This window comes from uncultured Paenibacillus sp., from assembly GCF_963515335.1.
Taxonomy (GTDB): Bacteria; Bacillota; Bacilli; order Paenibacillales; family Paenibacillaceae; genus Paenibacillus_I.
Genome location: NZ_CAUPYC010000058.1, coordinates 1 through 26,041 on the forward strand (window position 1 = coordinate 1; position 26,041 = coordinate 26,041).

Annotated in this window: 24 protein-coding genes; 21 read left to right on the forward strand and 3 right to left on the reverse strand. The window is 57.0% G+C overall.

Going from position 1 to position 26,041, the window contains the following annotated elements; translation table 11 throughout:
* Positions 1–194 precede the first annotated feature (194 nt).
* The gene (locus RWM61_RS15790) at positions 195–1,052 is read left to right on the forward strand and encodes a carbon-nitrogen hydrolase family protein (protein ID WP_314002501.1); all 858 of its coding nucleotides are present in this window, start codon (positions 195–197) and stop codon (positions 1,050–1,052) included.
* A 120-nt stretch (positions 1,053–1,172) separates the two neighbouring features.
* Positions 1,173–1,502, forward strand: coding sequence for a glucuronate isomerase (locus RWM61_RS20335; RefSeq protein ID WP_399538813.1), 330 nt, complete (start codon positions 1,173–1,175; stop codon positions 1,500–1,502).
* Between the two features lie 31 nt (positions 1,503–1,533).
* On the opposite strand, the gene RWM61_RS15800 is transcribed toward RWM61_RS20335, so the two are convergent.
* On the reverse strand, positions 1,534–2,385 hold the full coding sequence (locus RWM61_RS15800) for an AraC family transcriptional regulator (RefSeq protein ID WP_314002503.1): 852 nt from the start codon (positions 2,383–2,385) through the stop codon (positions 1,534–1,536).
* Positions 2,386–2,619: 234 nt separating this feature from the next.
* On the opposite strand from RWM61_RS15800, the gene RWM61_RS15805 reads away from it, so the two are divergent.
* The 7 genes from RWM61_RS15805 (at position 2,620) to sda (ending at position 7,947) form a co-directional block, all read left to right on the forward strand.
* Positions 2,620–3,780, forward strand: a complete 1,161-nt coding sequence (locus RWM61_RS15805) for a Gfo/Idh/MocA family oxidoreductase (RefSeq protein ID WP_314002505.1) — start codon at positions 2,620–2,622, stop codon at positions 3,778–3,780.
* Entirely contained in the window at positions 3,777–4,850 is a 1,074-nt protein-coding gene (locus RWM61_RS15810; RefSeq protein ID WP_314002507.1) for a Gfo/Idh/MocA family oxidoreductase, read from the forward strand. The genes RWM61_RS15805 and RWM61_RS15810 overlap by 4 nt, the downstream gene beginning before the upstream one ends.
* A 119-nt stretch (positions 4,851–4,969) precedes the next feature.
* A complete protein-coding gene (locus tag RWM61_RS15815; protein ID WP_314002509.1) occupies positions 4,970–5,743 on the forward strand; it encodes a sugar phosphate isomerase/epimerase in 774 nt (257 codons plus the stop codon).
* A 196-nt stretch (positions 5,744–5,939) separates the two neighbouring features.
* The gene (locus tag RWM61_RS15820; protein WP_314002511.1) at positions 5,940–6,596 is read left to right on the forward strand and encodes a hypothetical protein; all 657 of its coding nucleotides are present in this window, start codon (positions 5,940–5,942) and stop codon (positions 6,594–6,596) included.
* A complete protein-coding gene (locus RWM61_RS15825; RefSeq protein WP_314002513.1) occupies positions 6,589–7,116 on the forward strand; it encodes an accessory gene regulator B family protein in 528 nt (175 codons plus the stop codon). Before RWM61_RS15820 ends, RWM61_RS15825 begins: the two co-directional genes overlap by 8 nt.
* A 142-nt stretch (positions 7,117–7,258) precedes the next feature.
* Entirely contained in the window at positions 7,259–7,594 is a 336-nt protein-coding gene (locus tag RWM61_RS15830; RefSeq protein WP_314002515.1) for a LytTR family DNA-binding domain-containing protein, read from the forward strand.
* 68 nt (positions 7,595–7,662) lie between these two features.
* Complete coding sequence (sda, locus tag RWM61_RS15835) at positions 7,663–7,947, forward strand: sporulation histidine kinase inhibitor Sda (protein ID WP_314002517.1); 285 nt, start codon at positions 7,663–7,665, stop codon at positions 7,945–7,947.
* Positions 7,948–8,564: 617 nt separating this feature from the next.
* On the opposite strand, the gene RWM61_RS15840 is transcribed toward sda, so the two are convergent.
* Positions 8,565–9,407: a helix-turn-helix domain-containing protein gene (locus tag RWM61_RS15840; RefSeq protein ID WP_314002519.1), complete on the reverse strand. Its 843-nt coding sequence runs from the start codon at positions 9,405–9,407 to the stop codon at positions 8,565–8,567.
* A gap of 164 nt (positions 9,408–9,571) precedes the next feature.
* Here RWM61_RS15840 and RWM61_RS15845 point away from each other — a divergent pair, with 164 nt between their 5' ends.
* From RWM61_RS15845 to RWM61_RS15900, 12 genes are all read left to right on the forward strand, one after another.
* Positions 9,572–10,867, forward strand: coding sequence for a Gfo/Idh/MocA family oxidoreductase (locus RWM61_RS15845; protein ID WP_314002542.1), 1,296 nt, complete (start codon positions 9,572–9,574; stop codon positions 10,865–10,867).
* A 156-nt stretch (positions 10,868–11,023) separates the two neighbouring features.
* Complete coding sequence (locus RWM61_RS15850; protein ID WP_314002545.1) at positions 11,024–12,793, forward strand: sensor histidine kinase; 1,770 nt, start codon at positions 11,024–11,026, stop codon at positions 12,791–12,793.
* A complete protein-coding gene (locus RWM61_RS15855) occupies positions 12,786–14,339 on the forward strand; it encodes a response regulator transcription factor (protein WP_314002521.1) in 1,554 nt (517 codons plus the stop codon). The genes RWM61_RS15850 and RWM61_RS15855 overlap by 8 nt, the downstream gene beginning before the upstream one ends.
* A gap of 117 nt (positions 14,340–14,456) precedes the next feature.
* On the forward strand, positions 14,457–15,803 hold the full coding sequence (locus RWM61_RS15860; protein ID WP_314002523.1) for an extracellular solute-binding protein: 1,347 nt from the start codon (positions 14,457–14,459) through the stop codon (positions 15,801–15,803).
* Between the two features lie 138 nt (positions 15,804–15,941).
* Complete coding sequence (locus RWM61_RS15865) at positions 15,942–16,835, forward strand: sugar ABC transporter permease (RefSeq protein WP_314002525.1); 894 nt, start codon at positions 15,942–15,944, stop codon at positions 16,833–16,835.
* A 6-nt stretch (positions 16,836–16,841) separates the two neighbouring features.
* On the forward strand, positions 16,842–17,678 hold the full coding sequence (locus RWM61_RS15870) for a carbohydrate ABC transporter permease (RefSeq protein ID WP_314002527.1): 837 nt from the start codon (positions 16,842–16,844) through the stop codon (positions 17,676–17,678).
* A gap of 58 nt (positions 17,679–17,736) precedes the next feature.
* Positions 17,737–18,771 carry a glycoside hydrolase family 88 protein gene (locus RWM61_RS15875; RefSeq protein ID WP_314002546.1) on the forward strand — a complete coding sequence of 345 codons (1,035 nt, stop codon included), beginning with the start codon at positions 17,737–17,739 and terminating at the stop codon, positions 18,769–18,771.
* A gap of 426 nt (positions 18,772–19,197) precedes the next feature.
* Positions 19,198–20,844 (forward strand): hypothetical protein, encoded by a 1,647-nt coding sequence (locus tag RWM61_RS15880; RefSeq protein WP_314002530.1) that lies wholly within the window; start codon positions 19,198–19,200, stop codon positions 20,842–20,844.
* The gene (locus tag RWM61_RS15885; protein ID WP_314002532.1) at positions 20,841–23,846 is read left to right on the forward strand and encodes a DEAD/DEAH box helicase; all 3,006 of its coding nucleotides are present in this window, start codon (positions 20,841–20,843) and stop codon (positions 23,844–23,846) included. Before RWM61_RS15880 ends, RWM61_RS15885 begins: the two co-directional genes overlap by 4 nt.
* A 17-nt stretch (positions 23,847–23,863) precedes the next feature.
* Complete coding sequence (locus RWM61_RS15890) at positions 23,864–24,058, forward strand: hypothetical protein (RefSeq protein ID WP_314002534.1); 195 nt, start codon at positions 23,864–23,866, stop codon at positions 24,056–24,058.
* Positions 24,059–24,219: 161 nt separating this feature from the next.
* Positions 24,220–24,558: a multicopper oxidase domain-containing protein gene (locus RWM61_RS15895; RefSeq protein ID WP_314002536.1), complete on the forward strand. Its 339-nt coding sequence runs from the start codon at positions 24,220–24,222 to the stop codon at positions 24,556–24,558.
* Between the two features lie 41 nt (positions 24,559–24,599).
* Positions 24,600–25,049 (forward strand): multicopper oxidase domain-containing protein, encoded by a 450-nt coding sequence (locus tag RWM61_RS15900; protein ID WP_314002538.1) that lies wholly within the window; start codon positions 24,600–24,602, stop codon positions 25,047–25,049.
* 337 nt (positions 25,050–25,386) lie between these two features.
* Here RWM61_RS15900 and RWM61_RS15905 read toward each other — a convergent pair.
* The coding region (locus tag RWM61_RS15905; protein WP_314002540.1) for a hypothetical protein at positions 25,387–26,041 on the reverse strand (655 nt) is incomplete at its 5' end.

A 26,041-nucleotide genomic window follows, 5' to 3' on the forward strand; every position in this document is an offset into this window, starting at 1 on the left:
GACGCTGCACGATCGGGTAGTCACAAGCTCCCACTTCAAACGATAGTTAAGTGGGGGTCATTGACAATAGCTCCTGAAGCCGGTTGAACCGGAAGCACAACATAGAATCACACACATAGAATCACACACAGAGAATCACACACAGAGAATCACAGCACACAATTAGAACATGGGAACAAAAGGGGACACGCGCCATGAAAATAAGAGTATCTGCCGTACAATACCATCTGCATACGATCGATTCGTTCGAGGCGTTCGCCGGTCAATGCGACCATTACGTGAGAACGGCCGAGGAGTTCGGGGCGGAGTTCGTGCTGTTCCCCGAATTTTTCACGACCCAGCTCATGTCGATCGGGGATGCGGAAGGACGGGTGCTCGGCATCGAGGGCTTGCCGGACTTCACCGAACGCTATCTGGAGCTGTTCACCTCGCTGGCCGAACGGACCGGCATGCATATCATCGGCGGCACGCACGTTGTCCGCCGGAACGGCAAGCTGTACAACACCGCCCATCTGTTCTATCCGGACGGCAGGGTGGCGGAGCAGCCGAAGCTGCATATCACGCCGACGGAAGTGAACGAGTGGAACATGGCGCCCGGCGAAGGGCTGAATGTGTTTGAAACTGCGAAAGGCACGATCGCGATGCTGACGTGCTACGATATCGAGTTCCCGGAAATCGTCCGGATGGCGCGCGCCAAAGGGGCGGACGTCATTTTCTGCCCGTCGTGCACCGACGACCGGCACGGATTCCACCGAGTGCGGTACACGGCTCATGCGCGCACGATCGAGAACCAGGTGTATGTCGTGACGACGGGGACGGTGGGCTCGCTGCCGACGGTTGATTTCATGCGCGGCAATTATGGCCAGGCGGCGGTTATATCGCCGAACGACATCCCTTTTCCGCCGCGCGGCATCGTCGTCGAGGGCGAGATCAACGACGACATGATCGTGACCGCCGACATCGACCTGCAGCTGCTGTACGAGGTGCGGGAGCGCGGCTCCGTCACCACGTGGCGCGACCGGAGAACCGATCTGTACACGGATTGGAAATAAACGAAGCGAACCCCCTTGCCGTAAAGTACTGGAACGATGACGGCTTTATATGAAGGAACGTTAACTTTACAACGTACTGCCTCTCCTTCTGTAGTACTTCCTGGCAGCTAAATCAGGGAGCTGCCGGATTTCGGCGTCAAGGTGCTGCCGTCCTTCCGTCCGGACAAGGGGCTCGAGCTGCGTCGGCCAACGTTCGGCCCGTGGATCCGCAAGCTGGAGGAGGCGGCCGGGATGCCGGTGACGTCTTACGGACTGCTGCTGATCCTCGGACGCTTGTACGCCGATCGGGGCTGGGCCATGCAGTATCATATGAACGCGTCGCGCAACAACGAGGCGCCGGACGACTTCGAGCTGCTGGGCGGCATGGTGCGGAACATCGGTTATTTCAATGCGAAACATTATTTTGCCTTCGACCGGCAGAAGGACGGATCGGAGCGGGTCGCGCTATAGCCCGCCTGCGCGCCGTCGGTGAACCTCGTGCTCAAGGACGCTGCCGCGGCAGCGTCTTTTTGTATGCTTCGGGGGTCATGCCGGCGAAGGCCTTGAACGCGCGCGTAAAATGCGACGGGTGCTTGAAGCCGGTCTCGTAGCAGGCCTCCGTCACCGTTTTGCCGGCATCGAGCAGGAACAGGATTTTGGCCTGGTTGATGCGGCGGTGGTACAGAAAGTTGAAAATGGTGAAGCCGGTCACCTCTTTGAATATTTTCGTCATATAAAACCGGTTCAGGTGAAGCTCCCGTTCCAGCTTGTCCAGATGAATGTCCTGCATATAGTTGGCTTCGATGTAGGCCGCAATCTTCTGTACGTTTTGCTCCTTGACCCCGGCGGGCTCGGCGATCTGCGGCTCGCGGTCCGCGCAAAGCTCGTAAATCGTATGCAGCAAATCGAGAAAAACGATCAGGAACCGGTTGTAAGCAAGCGAATCCTCGCGTTGATATAGATGGCAGAGCGTGTCGAGCAGCGCTTCGATATGCTCTTTGTCCGCGCCTTGGAGCCGAAGCCTGGTGTTGCCGAGCTCCTGAAAAGGAGCCATCAGGTTCAGGGTGAATGGAGGCCGCATCATCCCGGAAACGAAGGAGGGCTCGAAATGGACGATCGTCCGGTCATAAGGCTGCCGGCAGTCGATCTTGGGCGAATGAAGCGTCATGCCGTGCATGAGGATCAGGTCGCCGGGCGCAAGCGTCCAGATCCGGCCGCCGATCAGGTAGGTGCACGAGCCGCCGTGGAAATAGTAGATTTCGTAGTGGGAATGGGAATGAAACGCGGCATCCGGATATTGCTCCCAATTGCGCATCGCCTCAACAGGCAAATGATATTTATCGCTCAGAGTCATCGGTCACCCCGCCGGTAAAAGCTTCTATATACCGCCTATTGTAGCACATCGCCCGCTTTTTCGGGATGGCGGGTCTGGACGGTGTTCGCAGGCAATACGTCAATCAGAGTCAAGTGAGGACGACCGAAGGGCTACGACATGAAAGAAATCCGGCGGGGAGTCATGCTACGATGGATGCAGTATTTTGGAAACGCATTCTAGCGTGAGTGATACGCACGGAAAGGTGGAGCGGGGATGCATTCATTTCGGGTTGGTGTGGTCGGTCTGGGCAATATGGGCTCGGTTCACGCGAAGGCGCTGGCCGAGGGGGAAATCCGGGGAGCGGTGCTGGCCGCGGTCTGCGATGCAGGGAAGGAGCGGCTGGATTGGGCGAAGGAGCAGCTTGGGGGAGAAATTGCGCGGTTCACGGATGCGGATGAGCTGTTCACATCGGGCACTGTCGACGGGGTGCTGATCGCTACGCCGCATTACGATCATCCGGCGCTGGCGCTCCGCGCATTCGCACAGGGGCTTCATGTGCTGATCGAGAAGCCGGCCGGCGTATATACGAAGCAGGTCCGCGAAATGAACGAAGCGGCCGCCGCTTCCGGCAAAGTGTACGGCATCATGTACAACCAGCGGTTGAACCCGATGTATCTGAAGCTGCGCGAGTTGGTGCGGTCCGGCGAGCTCGGGGAAGTGCGGCGTACGAACTGGATTATTACGGATTGGTACCGGTCACAGAGTTACTATGATTCGGGAAGCTGGCGCGCGACTTGGGAAGGGGAAGGCGGCGGCGTGCTGATCAATCAGTGCCCGCATCAGCTTGACCTGTGGCATTGGACGACCGGCTTGAAGCCAAAAAGACTGCGCGCCTTCTGCCACTTCGGGAAGCACCGCAACATCGAAGTGGAGAACGAGGTAACGGCTTACGTGGAATATGAGAACGGCGGCACCGGCGTCTTTATCGCGACGACAGCGGAGGCGCCGGGAACGAATCGGTTCGAGGCGGCCGGCACGCGCGGCAAAATCGTTATCGAGCAAGGCAAGCTTTCATTCTGGCGGCTCGGGATGTCCGAGCCCGAGTTCAATGCGACGTATCGGGGCGGCTTCGGAAGTCCGGAATGCTCTCCGGTTGACGTGCCGGTGGAAGCGGGAGAAGGACCGCAGCATCCGGGGATTATGCAGGATTGGACGAACGCCGTTCTGCAGGGTACACCGCTTGTCGCGCCAGGTGAAGACGGCATTCACGGGTTGATGCTGTCCAATGCCATGCTGCTGTCGACGTGGACGGACGGCTGGGTCGACTTCCCGATCGATGAAGAGCGGTTCTATATGGAGCTTCGGAAACGGATCGAGCAATCGCGTGCTGTCAGGTCGGGTGCGGCGTCCGCAGCCGGAGGTGGCGGCGTATGACGCGGGCGGACGGCATGAATTACGCGCCGCAGGGCAAGCCGCGGCCGGTTGTCGGGAAAGGCGAGTTCCGGTTTGCCGCGACCGCCTTGGAGCATGGGCATATATACGGCATGTGCAACGGATTGATTGAAGCGGGCGGCACGTTGACGAGCGTCTATGATCCGGACCCGGACAAGGTTGCACGGTTTGTGGAGGCCTACCCGGGTGTCCGGGCGGAGGCGTCCGAGCAGGAGCTGCTGCAGGATCCGGATATTCATTTGATCGCGGCCGCTGCCGTTCCTTCGGACAGGGGACCGCTGGGCGTGCGGGTAATGAAGCACGGGAAGGATTATTTTACGGACAAAACGCCGTTTACGACGTTGAACCAGCTGCGGACGGCGCGGGAGACGGCGGCGGCGACCGGGCGCAAATACATGGTGTACTACAGCGAACGGCTGCACGTGGAGAGCGCGATCCACGCCGGCGACCTGGTGGCGGACGGCGCCATCGGGCGCGTCGTGCAGGTGCTCGGGCTGGGCCCGCACCGGCTGAACGCGCCTTCGCGGCCCGAATGGTTTTTTCGGAAGGAAGCCTATGGCGGAATCCTGTGCGATATCGGCAGCCATCAGATCGAACAGTTTCTGTTCTTCGCCGGCTGCCGGGACGCGAAGGTCGTGCACAGCAAGGTGGCCAATTACCGGAGCAAGGACTATCCGGAGCTAGAGGATTACGGCGACGCGACGCTCGCGGGCGATAACGGGGCGACGAATTATTTTCGCGTCGACTGGCTGACGCCGGACGGCCTCGGCACATGGGGGGACGGCCGCACGGTCATACTCGGCACGGAGGGCTATATTGAGCTGCGCAAGTATATCGATATCGCGCGCTCGGGGGCCGGCGACCATTTGTATCTTGTGAATGGTGAAGGTGAAAGGCATCTGGAGCTGGCGGGCAAGGTCGGGTTCCCTTTCTTCGGCCGGCTGATTCTGGATTGCCTGAACCGGACGGAGCATGCGATGACGCAGGAGCACGCCTTCAAGGCGGCGGAGTTGTGCCTGCACGCGCAAGCCCAGGCGGTACGGGTGGAGTAGGGTAGGGGGGCGGCTGTACGGTTTCGGTCGCGGGAAGCGGGATTTTGCGTGTTACAGCGTGCGAAAGTGGGGGAGAAGGAGTAGGGTCCGGTTGAATTCAGGTTGGGGGTAGACGACGCATGAGAAAAAGCCAAATCGCGGCACAACTGTACACGCTGCGCGATTATGCAAGGACGGCGGAGGAGTTGGACCGGACGTTGGCGAAGGTGGCGGCGATCGGCTACCGGGCGGTGCAGGTTTCGGGCATCGGCCCGATCGCCCCGGCCGACGTCAAGGCTTCCGCCGAACGGCATGGGCTCGGCATTTGCGCTACGCATGTAGGCTACGGTCGATTGAAGGATGAGCTCGACGCAGTGATTGAGGAGCACAGGATGTGGGGCTGCCGTTACGTAGGCCTCGGTATGATGCCGGCGCAGTTTCTGCAAGCAGGCCGGGAGGGATATGCGGCGTTTGCGAAAGATATTGCGCAGGTTGCGCATCGTCTGCAGGAGGAGGGGCTGCAGTTCATCTATCACAATCACAAAATTGAGTTCGAGAAATACGGCGGCGGTTCGACGGGGATGGATTTGCTGCTGCAGGGTACGGACAGGAACGATTTTCACTTCGAGCTCGACACTTATTGGGCCCAAGCCGGCGGGGCGGATCCCGCCGCATGGGTGCGCAAGCTGGCGGGCCGCATGAAAGTGGTGCATCTGAAAGACATGGCCGTCGTGCAGGATAAGCAAGTCTACGCCGAAATCGGCGAAGGCAACATGAATTGGGACGCGATTCTTGATGCATGCCGGGCGATCGGTACGGAATGGTACGTCGTCGAGCAGGACGAATGCCTGCGCGACCCGTTCGAAAGCCTGGCGATCAGCTATCGGTATTTGGTTCAGAGGGCGGAGAATTGAATACACGCGTTTGGCGAAGGGCTGTCTCTCAAGATTCACTTGGAGGCAGTCTTTTGCCATCGTCATCGGGATATTATGAAGGCATAGCTTAAGTTGAATTAGGCATTATATCCTGGTTACCCTATTGTCTATTGGATTGCCATGAGATATAGTAAATGGTAAAAAGCTGTCGAATTTGAGCGACGGGAGTGTCTGAATGGACATCGTGCTGTACATGGGCTTCTCCATATTGGAAGTCTGCGCCATGTTTTATATGATCTTTCGAATTTTCAAAATCGACATTATGGTAAAAGAATTTATATTTGCCAGCACGATCATGGCGTTTATTTCTTATGTCCTTAGAGCGGAATACCAACTCCCTTATGTCGACGTCATGATTCAGGCCTCGCTAATGCTCTCGTTTATGTGGATGCTGTTTCGAATTCATATTTTCTACGCAACTATACTGACGGGAATGGCTTATCAAATCTATATGTTGATTCAAACAATGTATTATTTTCTCTTGGTCCTTTTGGGAGGCCTCAACGAAGGAGTTCCTCTTATTTCCGACATAAGTACTTACCTGATGCAGACTCTTTCCGCGCTTACCGCTTTCTTGATTGGCGGCTACATACATCGTAAACGTCTCGGATTTATTTTTGTGCCTGACAAACCTAGAGGAAAACTTCAATTGCGAAGAAGGGATATTATTCTCTTCGCGCTTAACTTGCCTGCATTAGGCATATTATCGGTAGCTTTATATTTCGTTACGCACTATTCGACTTTCTTCTACGTTTTTCCAATAGGGTATGCCATAATTTTATCCGCCTATCTTTATATATCGTACAAAAAGGATATGGAAGACTATGGATAGTATATCCTTTAAAATTGCCAGGGCTATTAAAAATGCAGACCCTGATCATACGAGTTCTATTGAGGTTATGCAATATGCTCTTTCAATTATACTAAATACGTTGTTTATTGTTACCGTCTCTCTTGTTGTCGGTTGGCTAACGGGTCGTTATCAGGAAACCTTAATCACCTTAGCGGCTTTGGTTATTATGCGAATGGCTTCCGGGGGACGACACTTGTCAGAGGCATGGCAGTGCAATATCGTTTCCATCTTATTATGCGTGGGGGTGCCGATCATTGCGGCCTCTATTTCCGGCAATATTTTGCTTATTATGAACATGCTATCGCTTTCAATCATGTTAATGTTTGCACCGAGTCCGGATCCCAGTGTGCATATACCGAGTAAAATTTTTCCCTATCTGAAGACACTCTCTGTAATCCTCGTAGCAAGTAATTTTTTAATCGGTTCTGCCGTTATAGGATTCGCCTTTTTTGTGCAGTCCTTAACAATAATTCCATTCGGGAGGAGAGATAAACCATGAAAAAGGCAGCGGCACGATTTGCATCTTCCGTATTGGCTAAATGTTCGGTTGCATTTGTATCCATTTTGAAACCGTACTTTCATAGCCCGCAACCGCCGAAAGAACTCCGGAAGTAATTGAAAGGGAACGGAGCGTAAGAGGAATGAGAGTGTTGAACCAGGACGGGGATTCCGTTGAAATCCGCGAGGAGGATATTTTGTATTTTTCTAGCTACAAAAATACGATATCCGTCCAAACCGCAGCAGGCGAGTTCATTTATCCAGCCAGCCTGTCCGACGTTCTCGCCGCCTATGGAAACTCAGGTTTTGAACGATTGGACCGCTCGAATGTGGTGAACTTGAAGAACATAACCGATTATGACAAGGATCTCAAGGTTGTCCGGTTTGGCAATCTTCCCGCTTACGCCACCGTTTCGGAATCCAACGCTCCAAAAATCAAACGAATACTCGAGTCAAGAAAACAAGAGGGCCCGACCTGAAAAGGACGGGTCTTCTTGCATGAGTTGACATTATATTCAATGGCTTTGAGTTGTAAAGAGGGATTTAAATGATGAAACCGGTCCGCCGAACCGGGCTGCATTATGGTATCCTTAGCTCAAGCAGTCAAAAATGTTCATGGCGTGCAGTACCTTTGCCGTCCATGTCGGAAAGCGGTGATGAGCAGATGCCGGAAAACAGCGAAGTTACACGTAGAACATCAGCGCTCGAATCGTTGAACGATGAACAGCTTTTGTCCGTTTATTCGGATGCGGTGCAAGCCGGAATACCTGGAGATTTTATCGAACTGCTTCGCAGGGAACTGCAACACCGGCAGCTGGCCGAGCCATCGTAGTAATTTCACGTAATGTCCGCAAATCGGCAAATGAAATATGTGCGAGCACATGGCTGTTCCAACGCCCCGGCGATGGAGCGGCCATTTTTTGTACGGCCGATAGGCCGATAGGCTATCTCCGTGCACCTAATCATTTTTAGGGAAAGTTGTTCATTAATAAGGAAAAGAGATCCCAATAATTTTGTAACCAGACCTGAAACCGGGGGAATAGGGAACATTTTTCTCTATTAGCGAAATTCAGGTCATTATTAGGGAACGAAGTTTACTAATAACGGTTTCATGTACTTCCGGGCTTTTGAATAGAGAAATCACTTCACTCGGAGTGAACTTTCTTCCCTATTTTTCTAGCCAGCGGCGAGGGGGATCTGGGGCTCGTCAGCGCACAGGTGAGAAGGGGGCGTGGGCTCGTCGGCGCACAGGTGAGAAGGGGGCGTGGGCTCGTCAGCGTCACAGGTGAGAAGGGGGCGCGGCTCATCGGCGTCAATGGTGAGGAGGGGGATATGGGGCTCGTCGGCGCACAGGTGAGAAGGGGGCGTGGGCTCGTCTGCGTCAAAGGACGCGAAGTGCCCTTGGTCTTGCCATCGCCAAAGGGCGATAGCGGCTGCTAGCTTGGCGCATTACCGCGATTTCCGGTAGTCCCGCGGCGACACCTTCGCCAGCTTTTTGAACGTCTTCCCGAAATGCGAGAAATTATTGTATCCGACCGCCGCGGACACATCGATGACGCTCATATCCGTCTCCCTCAGCAGCTGTTCCGCCGCTTTTATACGCGTGATGTTGACGTACTCGTTCAGCGTAAAGCCGGTCGCCTGCCGGAACATGCGGCTCAAGTAATACGGGCTGATATGGAATCGCTCGGCAAGCGCCGGCAGCGACAGCTCCTCGGCGTAATGCCCGTTTACGTAACGGGCGACGTCCGACATTTTGCGGTACAGCGGGGTGTCAAGAGGCTCCTGCGCCTCATTCTGCCGTTCCGAATGGCGTGCCGTGAGCAGCAGAAGCTCCACAACGGCCTGCCGGATCGCCAGCTCGCAGCCGGGCTCGCGGTGCCTCATCTCGTGCAGGAGCTTGTTGGCCAGCGCCGCCGCCTGCAGCCGCTCCCTTACCTCCAGCCGATAGACCGGGTTGTCCCGTTTGAAAGGGGCGAGCAGCAGATCGGCTTCCGACCGGAACGATTGCCGCAGAAACGATTCATAGAAATAGATGACGATCCGCTCGTGCGACGGTGAGCCCGCATCCGAGGTTTGATGCAGGTCCTGGCGGTTAATGAACACGAGATCGCCCTCGCGGATCAAATAAGAGCGGTCCCTTATAAAATAGCGCCTTTCCCCGGACAGCAGCATATACATCTCATAGAAGTTATGGTAGTGGTCGGTGTGCATCCGGAAAGGACCGGTGCGTTTGATGTGCTCTATTGAAAATAACGAGCCCTCCGGCTCGAAAATCAAGCGGTCGGCCATATACCCGGCAGCCTCCTCCCGGCATCCATTATCGCAAATTATGCGGGGTCTGAGTCAAGAAGTCAATTATTGCGGCGAAAATCCCGTTTCTTTGCGCTAAGCTGAATGCGAAAGTTAAGCGAAGCATAACGGAACGCTAACGGGAGGCTGAAGCAGTGACAGTGATGGGGAACAAAAAGAAATATGTTTTGGTCGGCACGGGCGGAAGAGCCGAATTTTTCTACGGGGCGATAGCGAAGGATTTTCGCGAGACGTCCGAGCTCACGGCCTTCTGCGATATTAACCGGACGCGAATGGAGTATGCCAACAGGCTGCTGCGCGAGAAATACGACTATCCGGCAGTCCGGACCTACACACCGGATGCGTTCGACACGATGATCGAGGCGGAGAAGCCCGACGCGGTCATCGTCACAAGCGTCGACCGGACGCACCATACGTATATCATCCGGGCGATGGAGCTCGGCTGCGACGTCATTACCGAAAAGCCGATGACCGTCGACGAGAAGAAATGCCAGGAGATTCTGGATGCCGTGGAACGCACCGGGCGCAAGGTGCGCGTCACGTTCAATTACCGCTATGCGCCGCATCATACGAAGGCGCGCGAGCTTATTATGGAGGGCGCGATCGGCCGCATCACGTCCGTTCACTTCGAATGGCTGCTGGATACGCAGCACGGCGCCGATTATTTTCGGCGGTGGCACCGGGACAAGCGCAACAGCGGCGGTCTGCTCGTGCATAAGTCGACGCATCACTTCGATCTGGTCAACTTCTGGATCGGCTCGCAGCCGGAGTCGGTGTTCGCGTTCGGCGACCTGCTGTACTACGGCCGCGAGAATGCGGAGCTGCGGGGCGAAACCCGCTTTTATGAGCGGGCGACCGGCAATCCGAACGCCAAGGACGACCCGTTCGCGCTGCCGCTCGACGACAATGCGCATCTGAAGGCGATGTACCTCGACGCCGAGCATGAGGACGGCTACCGCCGGGACCAGAGCGTGTTCGGCGACGGCATCAGCATCGAGGATACGATGGGCGTGCTCGTCCGGTACAAGAATAATGCGATCCTGACCTACTCCTTGAACGCCTACCTGCCGTGGGAAGGTTATCGGATCGCTTTCAACGGCACCAAGGGCCGGATCGAAATGCAGATCGTCGAGCGTTCGTACGTCAACTCCGGCGGAGACAAGTCGCTCGAAGGGGCGCTGAAGGATAAATCGATCATCGTCTATCCGATGTTCGGCGTGCCGTATGAGGTTGAAGTCGGGGAAGGGGCAGGCGGACACGGCGGCGGGGACCCCGTGCTGCTGAACGATATTTTCGGCGTGCCGGCGGAGGACCGCTTCAACCGCTCGGCCGACCACACGGACGGCGCGCGATCGATTCTGACCGGCATTGCGGCGAACAAGTCGATTCGCACAGGGCAGGCGGTGCAGATCGAGGCTTTAGTCCGATTTCACGGCTAGAACCGGCAGGAGCCGGCAGAAAACGGCTGGAACACGGGACCGTCCTCTCAAATTAACCTATATATGAATTGCTCCCTCCTTATGCCCAAGGCTTGCCGTTTCTGCTACAATGGACGGTAACCCGCAAGGCGCCAGGAGGTTTTTCTTTTGCCCGATGTGAAAACGCTTTATCAAAACTTGCGCATTAAATATAAGCTGCTTGCGCTGATTACGGCGGTCATGGCGACCGTGGGCGTGCTGATCGTGGCGGTGCAGCAGTATGCTTTTCAGGTTTACGACCGTGAAATTTATGAGCAGTCGTCGATCGCGCTCAACCAGACGTCGGTCAACATCGAGAATGAGCTGAGAAAGGTGCAGCAGCAATCGTACCGGATGGCCACGGACGAGGTCATTCAGAAGCGGCTGACGGCGATCAAGCGGGGCGGAAGCAACTATGACCGGTTCGTGGCGGCGGCCGACATTCGCGAGCGGTTCGTCGTGCTGGGCGGATTGGACAAGTATGTGCGCTCCGTCCAGATGATCGATTACTACGGCGTCGAATATTTCGTCGGGCGCGCGGCCGTTGCGTATTCGGACAGGCAAATTGCGGTGCTGAGCGAGCAAACCGCGGCCATGCAAGGCGGGAATACGTGGATTTTACCGAATGAGGAAGACGGGACATTGTCGGCTGCAAGGCAGATTCGCGCGTACGACAGACTCAGCCTGGAGAAGCTCGGCGTCGTGTCCGTCCGAATCGACATGGACCGGCTGATGGCCGACCTGACAGGCAGCACGGTCGACGGCAGCGGCGATTTCTTGATCGTGCAGGGACGGCGGGTCGTTTATCCCGCCGATCCCGCGGCTCCGGCCGATCCGGCCGTATCCGGCCAAAAGCTTTACCCGTACATGACCGACGCCAAAGGCTACAAGGTGATTGAGATGGACGGCAGGCGGTTTTTTATCACCTACCTGCCTTCCGCCTATACCGGATGGACGTATGTGACGCTCATTCCATACGATGACATTTTCAACCGGATCGCCGGCGTCAGGACACTGACCCTGTTGTTGTTCTCGGCTTTATTCCTGCTGGCCCTCCTGTTCGCGTTTCGCTTTGCCAAAGGCATCACCCATCCGATCGAGCGGCTTAACGCGAAAATGAAGCGGGTGCAGCTGGGCAACTTCACCTACGAGGAGGACTCCGACGACCGCTCTATGCCGATGGACGAAGCGGGCCAGCTCCACCGGAACTTCCGGATCATGCTGCAACGGATCGACGAGCTGATCCGGGAGGACTACGTCAAGCAGCTGGCGATGAGGGAGTCGGAGTTCAAAGCGCTGCAGGCGCAGATCAACCCGCATTTTCTGTACAACACGCTCGAAACGATCAACTGGTCGTCGAAGATCGCCGGCCAGCATCATATTTCCAGCATGGTGGAGTCGCTCGGCTTCCTGCTGCGCAGCTCGATCAATCTGAAGGAGCCGCTGCTGCCGCTGAAGCAGGAGCTGGACATCGTGCTGCACTACATCAACATTCAGAAAATCCGCTTCGAGGAGCGGCTCGATTTCCGGCTGGAAGTGCCGGACGGGCTGCAGCCTATCACGATTCCGAAGCTGTCGATCCAGCCGCTCGTCGAGAACGCCGTCAACTACGCGATGGAGCGGATGACCGAAACGTGCATGATCCGGGTGGAAGCCAGGGACGCGGGAGAGCTGATCGAGCTGACGGTTACGGACAACGGGCCGGGGATGGATGAAGCGATACTGGAGCGGCTGCGCTCGGGCGACGTCAAGCCCAAGGGGTCGGGCGTAGGACTGCGCAACATCGACGAACGGATCAAGCTGCTGTTCGGGGAGCCCTACGGATTGGATATCGAGAGCCGACGGTGGGAGGGGACGGTTGTCCGCCTTCGGCTGCCGAAGGAAACGGGGGAACAAGGACATGTATAAGGTGCTTCTGGTAGACGATGAGCGGATCATTCTCGAGGGGATCTCGGCCATCGTGAATTGGAGGAAGTGCGGCGCGACTCTGATCGGAACGGCCCGCAACGGCCTGGAGGCAAAAGCGTTCATCGACCAGGAGCGGCCGGATATCGTCATCACGGATATCAGGATGCCGGGGATGGACGGCTTGCAGCTGGTCGAACAGGTCAAAGAAGCCGATCCCGATATCGAGTTCATCATGCTGTCGGGGTTCAGCGATTTCGATTATGCGCGCACCGCGATGCGGTGCGGCGTGAAGCACTATCTGGTGAAGCCGTGCAACGAGCAGGCGATCGCGGCCGCGCTTAAGGAAACCGTCGACGTGCTGAACAGCCGTCTGAGCCGGGACCAATTCATCCGCGCCACCGAGGAGGAGCTCAAGAAGGTGCTGCCGCATGCGCGCGAGCAGTTCCTGAAGGAGCTCGTCACCAACAAAACGTACGGGCGGAGGGACTGGGACGGTTTCTCCGAGCTGTTCGGCATCCCGCTGGAGAGCGGCCGGGTCAGGCTGCTGCTGTATGAGGTGGAAGGCGACTTCGATTATGAGCACATGTTTGCATTGAAAAACATAGCGGAGGATTTGCTCGGCGGCAGCCTCCTGCTCGGCACGACGATCGGCAAGCAGGTGCTGCTGCTGATCCGGGACGACGGCGAGCTCGACCTGCTGTACGGGCTGATCGCGGAAATCAAGCATACGTTCGGACGCTATTACAGGCTGGACGCGACGGCTGCGTTAAGCGAGCCCGGAGACATAACCGAAGCGCGCCGGATGTACCGGGAGACGCTGCAATGTCTGGAATACCGGTTTTATCTGGGCGAAGGCAGCCTGATTACGAAAAAAGATATCGAAGCGGCCTCCGGTTCGCAGCCGGACGAATTTCCGTACGATGAGGAGCAGTTGTGCCTGCAAGTAAAATCCGGCCAATGGGACGTAGTGGAGACGGAGCTGGAGCATATCTTCGATTCTTTGGCGTCGCTCAGGCTCGATACGGCCGTGGCGAAATCGTATGCGATCCCGCTCTATGTCGCCTGTGTGCGGCAGGGTGATCCGGCGATGCTGGGCGAGCGGCTGAAGGCTTTGGCGCTGCTCGACGAGATGGACACGCTGCAGTCGCTGAAGGAGTTCATCACCGGCGCCGTGCGCGGCATTTGCGAAGCCAACTTCGAGCTTCACCGCAGCAAGCATTCCGACATTGTCGACCGGCTTACGGCCTGCGTGCTCGAGCAAATCGGCAACCCGGAGCTTTCGCTGCACGGGGTGGCGAGAGATGTGCTGTTCATGAACCCCGACTACCTCGGCAAGCTGTTCAAAAAAGAAACCGGCGAGAAATTTTCCCATTATGTCACCCGTCTGCGGATGGAGAAAGCAATTGAAATGATCGAGCAGGCCGACGATGTGAAGGTTTACGAGCTGGCGGAGCGGCTCGGCTTCGGTGACAATCCGCAGTATTTCAGCCAGGTGTTCAAAAAGCATACCGGCTGCTCGCCGTCCGACTACAAGAAGACACTTTGAATTTGGCTCTGTTTTTTGAACAAACAGCACGGAAAATTGCATTCCGGCCAGCATCGTTTTCCCTAATAATAGGTGTTGTAAGCCTTATCATAACGGATTGGGAAGGGGTTCGTACCGATGAAAAAGTGGGCAACGCTTCTGCTCGCATTGACGCTCGTGTTTACCCTGGCGGCTTGCGGCAGCAGCGGCGGCAATGGAGGCGGCGCAGGAGACGAAACGCAGGGTGCGGCGAACGGAGGCGCGAATGCCGGCGGCAATGCCGAAAAGGACAAGGAGCCGGAGCCGGTTACGCTTCGCATAGCCTGGTGGGGATCGCAGCCGCGTCACGACTATACGCTGAAAGTGATCGAAATGTACCGGCAGAAATATCCGAACGTCAAGATTGAAGCGGAATACGCGAATTTCGACGACTACTGGAAAAAGCTTGCGCCGCAAGCGGCGGCCAACGAGCTCCCGGACATCGTGCAAATGGATATTTCGTACCTGTCCCAATACGGCGGCAAAGGCCAGCTTGAGGATCTGACGCCTTACATCGGGAACCAGATCCAGGTTGCGGACATCTCCGAGAACGCCATTGCCGGCGGCAAGCTCGGCGACGCGTTATACGGTTTCAACATCGGCGTCAATGCCGTCAACTTCCAATACGATCCGGAGCTGCTGAAGAAGCTCGGCATCGACAAGCCGGACGACAACTGGACGTGGGACGACTACTACACCCTGGCCGGCAAAGCGAAGGAAGCGGGCCTTTATTTCGACGGCGGCTTCCGTCCCGAAGTGTTTTTCGGCTACTACCTGAGGACCAAGGGCCAAAACCTGTACAACGCGGAAGGAACGGCACTCGGCTATGAGGACGATCAACTGTTCGTCGACTTCTTCGCTCCCCTTGCCCGGTTGGTAAAAGACGGCGATACGCCGACGCCTGACGTGAAGGCGCAAGTGAAAGGCCTGGAGGACGATCTGGTCGTCAAAGGCCAGCAAATCGGCATCTGGCAGTGGACGAACCAGTTCGTCGGCATTCAGCAGGTGGCGAACCGTCCGCTCGAGATGGCGCATATGCCGGGTCCGAACCGCGAGAAAGGGCTGTACCTGAAGCCGTCCATGTACTTCTCGATCTCGAAAAACTCCAAGGTGAAAGAAGAAGCGGCGAAATTCATCGACTTCTGGGTGAACGACATCGAAGCGAATAAGCTGATCAAAGGCGACCGCGGCGTGCCGGTCAGCGCCAAGGTCATCGAGGCCGTGAAGCCGACGCTCGATCCGGCCCAGGTGCAGGTGTTCGATTACGTAGCATGGGCGCAGGAAAACAGCAGCCCGATGGATCCGCCGGATCCGGTCGGCGCGGCCGAAATTATCGCCCTGTTCAAAACGGTCACCGAAGAGATGGACTTCCAGAAGCTATCGCCCGAAGACGCGGCGAAACGGTTCCGCAGCGAAGCGAACGCCATCCTGGCGAAAAACAAGTAACGGACGGCGGCGGCGCGGCGGGTGCTCCGGCCCGCCGCCGCGCCATTGCCGGTCGGTCTTATAATCGGGGTCTCCGAAAAGTATACGGATAAGCTGCGGAGTCAAGCTTCACTTTTTGGGGAATAGGAGTTGGAAAGCATGAGAATGGCCTGGAAAAACAATCTGGCCGGGTACGCGTTCATCAGTCCTTTCATTTTCGGGTTTGTCATCTTCACCGCTTTTCCGATCGTCGCTTCGCTGTACTTGTCTTTCACCGATTATGACCTGTTCACTGCCCCTGCATGGGCCGGGCTCGAGAACTACTCCAACATGTTTACGACCGACGCGAAATATTGGAAATCGGTGAAGGTCACCTTTCTGTACGTGTTCATCGGCGTGCCGCTCAGACTGGCGTTCGCCCTGATGATCGCGATGCTGCTCAACACGGCTTCGAAGGCAATCGGGTTATACCGTACCATATACTATTTGCCGTCGATCATCGGCGGCAGCGTCGCCGTCTCGATCATGTGGCGCAACCTGTACGGCGACGAAGGCGTCATCAACAACGCGCTGAACGTGATCGGCCTGGACAGCGTCCGCTGGTTCGCCGAGCCGCTGGCCGCGCTGTGGATGCTCATTACGCTGTCGGTATGGCAGTTCGGCTCGTCGATGCTCATTTTTCTGGCGGGGCTGAAAAATATCCCGGGTGCCCTGTATGAAGCGGCCAACGTGGATGGCGCGGGTCCCGTCCGGCGGTTTTTCAGCATTACGCTGCCGATGCTGACGCCGATTATTTTATTCAACACGATCATGCAGACGATCGCCGCGTTCATGACGTTCATCCCGGCCTACATCATTTCCAAGGGCGAGGGCGGCCCGCTGGACGGCACGCTGCTGTATTCGCTGTATCTGTTCCGGCAGGGCTTCGTGTTCTTCGACATGGGCTACGCGTCGGCGATGGCCTGGGTGCTGCTCATCATCGTGGCGGTATTGACGGCCGTGCTTTTCCTGACATCGAGACTCTGGGTTCACTACGAATCGAAGGAGGGTTGATCCGCCATGAGACTGAAACCGCTTCGCCGAGCGATCTATCATCTTGTCGCGGCTGCCGGCGCCCTTCTGATGGTGTATCCCGTCATCTGGCTGTTCATGAGCTCGTTCAAGGTCAGCGAGACGATATTCGTCACCTCGGGGACGCTCATTCCAGACAAATGGGTTTGGGAGAACTATGTGGACGGCTGGAAAGGCGTCGGCGGGCTGCATTTCGGCACGTTCATCCGGAACTCGCTCGTGCTCGTCGTGCTGGCGACGGTCGGCGCCGTGCTCTCGTCGGCGCTGGTCGCATTCGGGTTCGCCCGGCTGAAATTCAAGGGCAGCGGCGTCTGGTTCGCGCTCATGATGCTGACGCTGATGCTTCCGTTCGAGGTAACGCTGGTGCCGCAGTATATTATGTTCGCCAAGCTCGGCTGGCTGAACTCGATCAAGCCGATTGTCGTGCCGGCCTATTTCGGCGCGCCGTTCTTCATCTTCCTGATGATCCAGTTCATCCGGACAATTCCCGCGGAGATGGATGAGGCGGCGACGATCGACGGCTGCGGCAAATTCAAGCTTTTCTGCCGGATCATTCTGCCGCTGATCGCCCCGGCGATGGCGACGGCCGCGATTTTCTCCTTTTATTGGAGATGGGAGGATCTGCTCGGACCGGTGCTGTACCTGAACAAGCCCAGCATGTACCCGGTGTCGATGGCGCTGAAAATGTACCTGGACGCGGAGACGATCTCCAACTGGGGCGCGATGTTCGCGATGTCGGTCGTCAGTCTGCTGCCCGTGCTGGCCGTGTTCTTCGCCTTCCAGAAGCAGATCGTCGAAGGCATCAGCACGAGCGGGTTGAAGTAAAGGAGCTGGCTTTGCGATGGTTATTAATACGGGTCGGGAGACGGAGGGAACGGAACTTATGCCGCCGCTGGTATTTGATGAAAATGAGGTTCGACAGGTGATCGACCGGGTCGTCGACCGGACGTTCCGGATGGATTTCAACTGGGACTGGCCGGGAGGCGTCGCGTTCTACGGCGTATGCGAGGCGTATGAAGCGACCGGCAAAAAGGAGTATATGGAGCTGCTGAAGGCGTGGGTCGACGAGCTGCTGGAGGACGGGCTGCCGAAGCTGTCCGTCAACGGCGTATCGATCGGGCATGCGTTGATCTCGCTGTACCGGTTTGCCGAGGATAAGCGTTATCTCGAGGTCGCGCAGCAGATGGCGGATTATTTGACGCATGAGGCGCCGCGTTTTGCCGAAGGGGTGTTCCAGCACACGGTCAATTCGGCGGAGTACCGGTTCCCCGAGCAGGCGTGGGTCGATACAATGATGATGGCGGGGCTGTTCCTGGTGCGGATCGGGCATTTGTTCGGCAATGAGGCCTATTTGCGGGACGGCCTGCGGCAGTATCACGGGCATGAAAAATATTTGCAGGACGACACGACGAATCTGTACTATCACGGCTGGGACAACATCGCGCAAAACCACATGTCGGGCATCTTCTGGGCGCGCGGCAACTCGTGGGCGGCGCTGACGATGGCCAAGGCGCTGCCGCTCATCCATGTGGCGGATCCCGCTTATATGATCATCGAAGGCTCGCTGCGGGACCAGCTCAGCGCGCTCGTTCGGCTGCAGGCGGAGGACGGCCTGTGGCACACGGTGCTGACGGATTCGGCCTCGTATACTGAAACGTCGGGGTCGGCGGGCATCGCGGCCGGGCTGCTGTCGCGGGGCTCGTTGTACAACAAGTATGTGAACAAGGCGATTGAGGGCATAATGGGGCGCATAAGCGAGGATGGCGCGGTGCAGGGCGTGTCGGCCGGAACGGCCGTCATGTTCGATGCCGAAGGCTATAAAGGCGTGTCGCACAAGCGGGTGCAGGGCTGGGGGCAGGGGCTCGCGCTCGTATTTTTGGCCGATCTGCTCCGCACGAGGGAGCGCGTATACGCTTGACCGTGGAGCCGCCGCATCTTGAGGGATGCGGCGGCTTTTTGTCGGAAGATTGGGAAGTTTAAATTTCGTATGGTCATCAAGGCCACTCTTTCTTTGATTGGCAGTGACGGGGAAGGACAAGGTGCAAAACCTGCACCTGACTTGTGCCAAAACAGCGATTCATGCCAATTGAGGTGCAAAACCTGCACCTTGTTGCGACAAAACCATTTTATTTGAGCGAAATGAGGTTATTTAGGTGTATATTTTGCACCTTAATCCGGACACGGTCTCCGAAGATCGAAACAAGGTGTAGGAAATGCGCTTTGCACGCGGAAGACATTCCCGGGATGCCCCTGCTTAACTGAGTGATTGCGCCGGATGTTTGCAATGCAGCCATATTTGCTATAATAATAGACAAATAGCATCACCTGGCAGGGAGGACCGTTTATGTCCGTGTTTCTGAAAGAGAGCTGGACGGAAGAGGATCAGAGGAAGATGGCGGCGCAGCTGCGGGGATTTCTGCTGCCTTTCGCGATCGTGGAAGGATATGGCATCTACGGGCGCGGGCAGGTTGTGGTCGGAGATTGGAAAGATAAACATACCTTTACGGCCATAGTCATGGACGGAGACATGGTAGAAACGGGCATCCGCTTCGATTTCCTCCCTCACAGCCGATGCAGCTGCGGCACGAAGGGCAGCTGCAGCCACATGGCTGCGGCGATTTTTTGGAAATTGCGGCAGGAAGGTCTGGACGTTCGGCGTTTCGTGAAGGCGTACGGCCTGGAAGGGACGTCGTCGCCGGCAAAGGCGGCTGCGGCCCGCAGCTTTTTCGGTTCGCCCATGCCTGCCGGCCGGGCAGGCAAGTCCGATGCTTCGGGAGCGAAGCCCGGTCCGGTCGAAACGCCCGCGCCGGGCGGGGGATTCCGCAAGTGGCACCGCCAGTTCGAGCAGCTGCTGCCCGTATACCGCGGGGAAAAGGAACATTTTTTGCAAACGGTTGATCGGCATTTGCTGAGATATGCGGAAGACTGGCCGGATATGCAGCTTAAGGCGCTTTACCGGATGCATGCCTTGCTCTATGCGATGCGTCTTGCGGATCGGACCTTCGCGTTAAGCGCATACGGTTTTTACGGTATTCGCGAGTTGTCGGATGAATTGATCGTTTTGTTTGCCGAGGAACTGCGCGGTACGGACCGGGAAGGGATGACGATGCGGGAGGATTGCCTTGCCTATGCCCGGGGACTGAGCGTGATGATTGACGAATACGGTTTATCGGAAAGACAGTCTTTGATCAGGTGGCTGTTTATATTCCGTCTTGTGTGGACGAATATTCCCTTTGAGCCGGAGCTGCGAAGAAGGGAGCGGGAACGGTTGGCGGAATCGGCGAATGAGCCGGGACTGGATGGGGAATTGCGAATGCTCCGGATCGCCGCGGCCGCGCATTTGGTCGTGCTGGAGGAGAATGACGCCGCTGCGCTGGCTTTCCTTGACGGACACACGGAAACGGAAATGGCGATGGTCTATCTGTTTTATGACTATTTGGAGCTTTATACGGAAACCCGGCAGTGGAGCCGATTGCATCTGTGGCTGGCATGGCTGCGCCCGCGCATGGCTTACGACCGGAACGAGGGCATGGGGTCCCGATACTACCTGGATTGCTGGCGCAAGCTGGCGGAGGCCGAGGCGACGGACGAGCGGCGAAAGGACATGCTGGAGGCGATGAGCGAAGCGCTTCCCTACTCTTTCGACCTGTATGCCGAGGCGCTGATCGAAATGGAGGATTACCGGCGGTGGGCGGACCTGCATATCGCCCTGCGCGAAGCTCCGAATGAATCCAGTCATTACAGCAAAGTGGAAGCGAAAGCGCCGCAGGTTCTGCTGCCTGTTTTTCATCAAAGCGTGGAACGCTGGATTCGGGGGAAAAACCGGGACAGCTACCGGGAAGCGGTCAGAGGCATGAGGCAATTGGAGAAATTGTACCGCAAGGCGAAAATGCCGGAGCGGTGGCGGGAATATACCGGCCAACTCCTCGAGCGTTATTCACGGATGCGGGCGCTCCATGAGGAGATGCGGAAGGGGGGCGTGATCCGGTGACGCTTCTTGGCCGGCTGCATATCGATGCCCTGCAAATGGGCAACGGGGATTATTTGGTATACGGAACGGACGAAGAGGGGAAAAAGATCGGCTCGGATCGGCTGATGACGGCGCTCTTTGCCTGGCATGCCGAATCCTTCTACGGTACGGCGCTGGAGTGGAGACGGGAAGGAGAGGCGTTCGGCTTCGTGCTTCCGCTGCGGCAGGCGATCGGGTATTGGGCCGACCCCGCCGTTCTGCTGCACGCATCGGTGGCATGGAGCGACCGGATCGAGAGCTTCCGCAGGCTGTCGGCCATCCTGGGCAAAGCGGTTGCCCGGGGATGGTACTTTCCTTCATTCGAGAGAAACGGACAGGATAACCCGGTTATTTGCTGGAAGCTGCTGCGCGGCGGGCCGGAGCATCCGGATCCGGATTTCGCGTCGGAGTGCGGGCAGGCAGGGTGGACGGAGCTGGATCGGCAGCTTGACCTGTACCTGAGAGCCATCATCGGCTCGCCGGGCGAGGCCGGAGCGGCTTGGAGCCGACTCGTCCAAGTCTATCCGGAAGCGGAACCGCTTGCCGGTCGGCAATTGTCCGTAAAGGGCTGCGAGGATGAACAGGAGTATTGGGAGCGGATCGGTTACCGTACCGATACGCTCCCCTTTCAGGTTGGGCTGCGGCTTGAGGAACCCGATGAAGAGGAGGCGCCGTGGCGGTTGCAGCCGATTCTGGTTGATCGGGAGCGTCCCCACATCCTCCATGCCTGCACGCCGGAAGGCAAACCGCTGGACGGTGATCAACCGCCGGCGGAATGGCTGTCCGCCGCCCCGGACGCCGTCAAGCGTCAGGAAGCCAGATGGCGAAAGTGGATGGGAATCGACGGTTTTGCCTGGGAGATGGACGGCGAACAGGCCTTTTCGTTTCTGGAGAAGGGAAGCCGCCGCCTGACGGACAAAGGGGTAGCGGTCTATCTTCCCCGCTGGTGGGAGGAGCTGCTCAAGCAGCGTCCCCGGGTGGTGTCGCAGCTGAGGGTGGCCGCCGCACCCTCCGGTCTGTTGGGACCGGAGCAGCTTCTTGCCTTCGACTGGAAGGTGGCGATCGGCGATTCCGAGCTGACTGAAAGCGAGTTTCGGGAAGCGTTGAGAACCAATAAGAGCCTTGTGCGGATACACCGGAGATGGGTGCCGCTTAGGGACGGCTGGGTAAAAGCATTGCAGCGGTTTTTGCAGCGGCGCGGCAAATTGGGCGAGCTCCGGCTTGCGGAAGTGCTGGAGATGTTCCTCACGGGCGGCAGGGACGAGGAGGCGGGAACCGCCGCCGGTGCGCCGGACCGGGACGCCGGCGGCGGTTCCGGCGATCTCGGCGGCAGCCTGGCGGAGCCGGCATCCGGCTTGAAGGACCCGGAGCCGGAGCCGGCCGTGCGTTGGGAAGTGCGGTTGAACGCGCAGACGGAGCAGCTGCTTGACCAGCTCCACAGCCAGGAGCTGCGGCCCGCGCTTGCCGCTCCCTCGAGTCTGGGCTCTGTTCTGCGCCCCTATCAGACGGACGGGCTGCGCTGGCTGCTTTTTCTGAGGCGGATCGGTTTCGGCGGATGTCTGGCTGACGATATGGGTCTCGGGAAGACGCTGCAGTTTATCGCGTATTTGCTGTACCTGAAGGAGAGCGGCGAGCTGGTGTCGCCGGGGCTGCTTATTTGTCCGACATCCGTTCTGGGGAACTGGCAGAAGGAGATCGAACGGTTTGCTCCCGCCTTGCGGGCGCATCTCCATTACGGCCCCGGGCGCGCCAAGGGCGAAGCGTTCCAGGAGCTGCTGCCCGGCACGGATCTGATCATCACGTCCTATTCGCTTGCGCAGCTGGACGAGCAGGAACTGTCCAGCCGCGTTTGGAGCGTAATCGGTCTGGACGAAGCGCAGAACATCAAAAATCCGCACGGCAAGCAATCGGTCGCCATACGCAATCTGCAGGCGGAGCACCGGATTGCCTTGACCGGCACGCCTGTCGAGAACCGGCTTAACGAGCTGTGGACGATATTCGATTTCATCAATCCGGGTTATTTGGGGACATTGGGCGGCTTCCAGAAGCGGTACGCCGCTCCGATCGAGAAGTCGGAGGATGCGGAGACCTCGGAGAGGCTGCAGCGGCTGGTCCGTCCTTTCCTGCTGCGGCGCATGAAGAACGATTCTGCGATCCAACTCAATTTGCCGGAGAAGAACGAGAGCCGCGTGTATGTTCCGTTGACGACCGAGCAAGGCACTTTGTACGAAAATGCGCTCGGGGAAATGCTGGAGCAGCTCGACCGGCTTTCTCCGATGGAACGAAGGGGCGTCATCCTGGCGACATTGGGCAAGCTCAAGCAGATCTGCGATCACCCCGCTCTTTATTTGAAAGAGGCTCTAGTAACGGGGGATACCGGCGGCATGAAGTCCGTGAAATCGTTTGAGTCATGGCTGGGACGGTCGCTTAAGCTGCAGCGTCTGAACGAGATGGTCGGCGAGCTGCTCGAAGAGAAGCAGAAATGTCTTATTTTCACGCAGTATGTGGAGATGGGCCGCATGCTGCAGACGGCGGTTGAGCGCGTGCATGGAGAAAGGGCCGATTTTCTGCACGGTGGCGTGTCAAAGGAGGAGCGTGACCGGATGGTGGAGCGGTTCCAGCGGAACGGGACTCCAGGAAGCGGCGGCGATTCCCACTCCGTGCTGGTGCTTTCCCTGAAAGCGGGCGGAACCGGATTGAACCTGACGGCGGCGAATCATGTATTCCATTACGACCGGTGGTGGAATCCCGCCGTTGAGGAGCAGGCGACCGACCGTGCTTACCGGATCGGCCAGACGAGAGAGGTGCAGGTGCACAAGTTTGTGTCTCTCGGCACCCTGGAGGAGCGGATCGACGAGATGATCGAGCGCAAGAAACGGCTGTCTTCGCAGATCGTCGGCGCGGGAGAGAACTGGATTACGGAGCTGTCCACAGGCGAGTTGCGGGACTTGTTCGCGCTTCGCCGCGAGTGGGTAAGGGATTAGGTCAGGGAGGCATCGGGATGTCCAAACGGAAACGCGAGAAGAAAAAAGCCAAAGCGCAGCGCCATGCGCCTGAGCCGGCCGCCGTTGGAAGCGAAGGCGTGAAGGCGGCGCCCGCTGCGGAAATTCCGCAGTGGGCGCCGCCTGCGCATCTGCAATCGGCATCGCCGCAATGGCGCAGGCTTTATGAGGCGATCGCCCGCAGCTTGCAATAAAGTTCGCTGTGCAGATGTGAAACGCGGAGTGCGGGGATGTTTTGTTGCGGAACGGTCATGTCGGTATGCCGTATCTTAGCAGCAATCGAAGTTTTGTCCGGAAGCGCCGGGGGTATAAAAACTACGATAAGCAGTTTTTAAACCCAAAGGAGGCGGCTTTATTGAAAACAACCAGGAAAGCGCTGTTGTTCGTTCTCTCCTCGCTGCTGCTTGCCACTGTCTGGATCGCTGCGGACACGGGCAGCCTGAATGTAATCGCTTGGGCGAAGGACCTGAAGCGAGACAACGCCCCGGCGGCGACGGTCACACCGGTATCCCCCAACCTGCCATTGGCTCGATATACCGTTGAAAACGGCGTCAAGGTTTTCAATTTAACCGCCGAAAAGGTGAAGCAGGAGGTTTCGAAGGGCGTATTCATGGAAGCGTGGGGCTATAACGGCAGCTCCCCCGGGCCGACGATCGTGGTGAAGAACGGCGACCGCATCAAGGTCATCTCCTGAATCAATGGCAGCTGGTCAATCCGGGCAGTCCGAAGGAAATGATGCCGAACAAGAATGATCCCAAGGGAGGGGACATCGATCCGGGGACCTATGAAGTGAACCCGGAAGCGATGATGTGGAACCTGTTTACCTTCAACGGCAAGCAGTTTCCATCAACCGACCCGCTCACGGTAAAAAAAGGCGACAAGGTGCTCATCCGTCTCGGCAATCTCAGCATGCAAAGTCATCCGATCCATCTGCACGGCCAGAATTTCACGGTTATCGCCAAAGACGGCGTACCGATCAAGGAGTCGGCGCAATTTGCGGGCAACACGATCAATATCGCGCCGGGAGAAACCTACGATGTGATTTTTACAGCCGACAATCCTGGCAATTGGCCGCTTCACTGCCACCTTCCGCACCATACGGCAGGCAAGGACGGGAAGGAAGGCGGCATGTTGACGGTAGTGAATTACGAAGGGGTTGCCCTTCCGGACATATTGGAAGATTGATTATGCAAAACCCTCCGGGCTCGCTGTCCGGAGGGTTTTGATGATCAATCTTCGACAACGGGTCTTGATTCGGTAGCGTTGCGCGGAGGACTTCGAGGCGGGCAACGCCTTATCGTCTCTTTATAATCCGGATAAGAAGTCCGATTACAAGCGATAATTGTATGAACAAAATAATTGAAACAACGAATACTTCCTCGCCGGTACCCAGCAAGTTTCCGATGATCATATAAAGAAGTGCAAATGCGATTATGGAGATCAGTGTCCACACCAGAATGGTTTTCATCAGGGCCTCCTAATAAAGGATGGTAGGGTGCCCCCCCCACCATCCTTTTGTAAATTACCAAGAAAACGTAATCCAAAAGTCTCTGGTTTCCGTATAATACCCCGGCTCAACCGCTAAACCTGCTGGAAATAATCCAACCGAAACATTGCCGCTGTAAATCCTATGACCATAACGGAAAAGTACATTTGAAGTGCCTGTTTTTGTTGAGTCTACGTACACATATTGCGAAATATGCCCCTTAGTATAGTTAGAGTCCCCGGCCAAGTCAAAGGATCCGGCAACACCTGCTCCATTGGTTGCATCAGATGGAGTGTATTGTATAGCATCGCAAACCCAGCCACCGGGGTTATACAAGTTGCAGACTTGATTTTCAAAACCCATTATGCCGCCGGTGCTACTTGTCTTCCAATACCATTGGTTTGTCGTCGGATAACCGATTGACATTTTGTCAACAAGTCTCCATGTAGTGTCTACATTCCATTCAAACTGACCAACCAAGCTGATCTTCTTTTTGCCAGGCCAATCACTGCTTACGACAAATGCAACACCGTTGAGATATAGATCGCTGGCAGGGATGTCCGCCATCGTCCCAACTTCACCGCTGCCTCCTGCGTTATAACCTTCACTTTCTAAATCATAACCTTTTTTTACTTCGAAACCCAAGTTTGGCGACATAATTTTCCAGCACCAGGCGTAGCAAGGCTTTCCG

Excerpts from the sequence above, each read along its gene's own strand:
- RWM61_RS15790 (WP_314002501.1), top strand. The coding sequence starts at position 195 with ATGAAAATAAGAGTATCTGCCGTACAATACCATCTGCATACGATCGAT.
- RWM61_RS15800 (WP_314002503.1), bottom strand. The coding sequence starts at position 2,385 with ATGACTCTGAGCGATAAATATCATTTGCCTGTTGAGGCGATGCGCAAT.
- RWM61_RS15805 (WP_314002505.1), top strand. The coding sequence starts at position 2,620 with ATGCATTCATTTCGGGTTGGTGTGGTCGGTCTGGGCAATATGGGCTCG.
- RWM61_RS15810 (WP_314002507.1), top strand. The coding sequence starts at position 3,777 with ATGACGCGGGCGGACGGCATGAATTACGCGCCGCAGGGCAAGCCGCGG.
- RWM61_RS15815 (WP_314002509.1), top strand. The coding sequence starts at position 4,970 with ATGAGAAAAAGCCAAATCGCGGCACAACTGTACACGCTGCGCGATTAT.
- RWM61_RS15820 (WP_314002511.1), top strand. The coding sequence starts at position 5,940 with ATGGACATCGTGCTGTACATGGGCTTCTCCATATTGGAAGTCTGCGCC.
- RWM61_RS15825 (WP_314002513.1), top strand. The coding sequence starts at position 6,589 with ATGGATAGTATATCCTTTAAAATTGCCAGGGCTATTAAAAATGCAGAC.
- RWM61_RS15830 (WP_314002515.1), top strand. The coding sequence starts at position 7,259 with ATGAGAGTGTTGAACCAGGACGGGGATTCCGTTGAAATCCGCGAGGAG.
- sda (WP_314002517.1), top strand. The coding sequence starts at position 7,663 with ATGATGAAACCGGTCCGCCGAACCGGGCTGCATTATGGTATCCTTAGC.
- RWM61_RS15840 (WP_314002519.1), bottom strand. The coding sequence starts at position 9,407 with ATGGCCGACCGCTTGATTTTCGAGCCGGAGGGCTCGTTATTTTCAATA.
- RWM61_RS15845 (WP_314002542.1), top strand. The coding sequence starts at position 9,572 with ATGGGGAACAAAAAGAAATATGTTTTGGTCGGCACGGGCGGAAGAGCC.
- RWM61_RS15855 (WP_314002521.1), top strand. The coding sequence starts at position 12,786 with ATGTATAAGGTGCTTCTGGTAGACGATGAGCGGATCATTCTCGAGGGG.
- RWM61_RS15860 (WP_314002523.1), top strand. The coding sequence starts at position 14,457 with ATGAAAAAGTGGGCAACGCTTCTGCTCGCATTGACGCTCGTGTTTACC.
- RWM61_RS15865 (WP_314002525.1), top strand. The coding sequence starts at position 15,942 with ATGAGAATGGCCTGGAAAAACAATCTGGCCGGGTACGCGTTCATCAGT.
- RWM61_RS15870 (WP_314002527.1), top strand. The coding sequence starts at position 16,842 with ATGAGACTGAAACCGCTTCGCCGAGCGATCTATCATCTTGTCGCGGCT.
- RWM61_RS15875 (WP_314002546.1), top strand. The coding sequence starts at position 17,737 with ATGCCGCCGCTGGTATTTGATGAAAATGAGGTTCGACAGGTGATCGAC.
- RWM61_RS15880 (WP_314002530.1), top strand. The coding sequence starts at position 19,198 with ATGTCCGTGTTTCTGAAAGAGAGCTGGACGGAAGAGGATCAGAGGAAG.
- RWM61_RS15890 (WP_314002534.1), top strand. The coding sequence starts at position 23,864 with ATGTCCAAACGGAAACGCGAGAAGAAAAAAGCCAAAGCGCAGCGCCAT.
- RWM61_RS15900 (WP_314002538.1), top strand. The coding sequence starts at position 24,600 with ATGCCGAACAAGAATGATCCCAAGGGAGGGGACATCGATCCGGGGACC.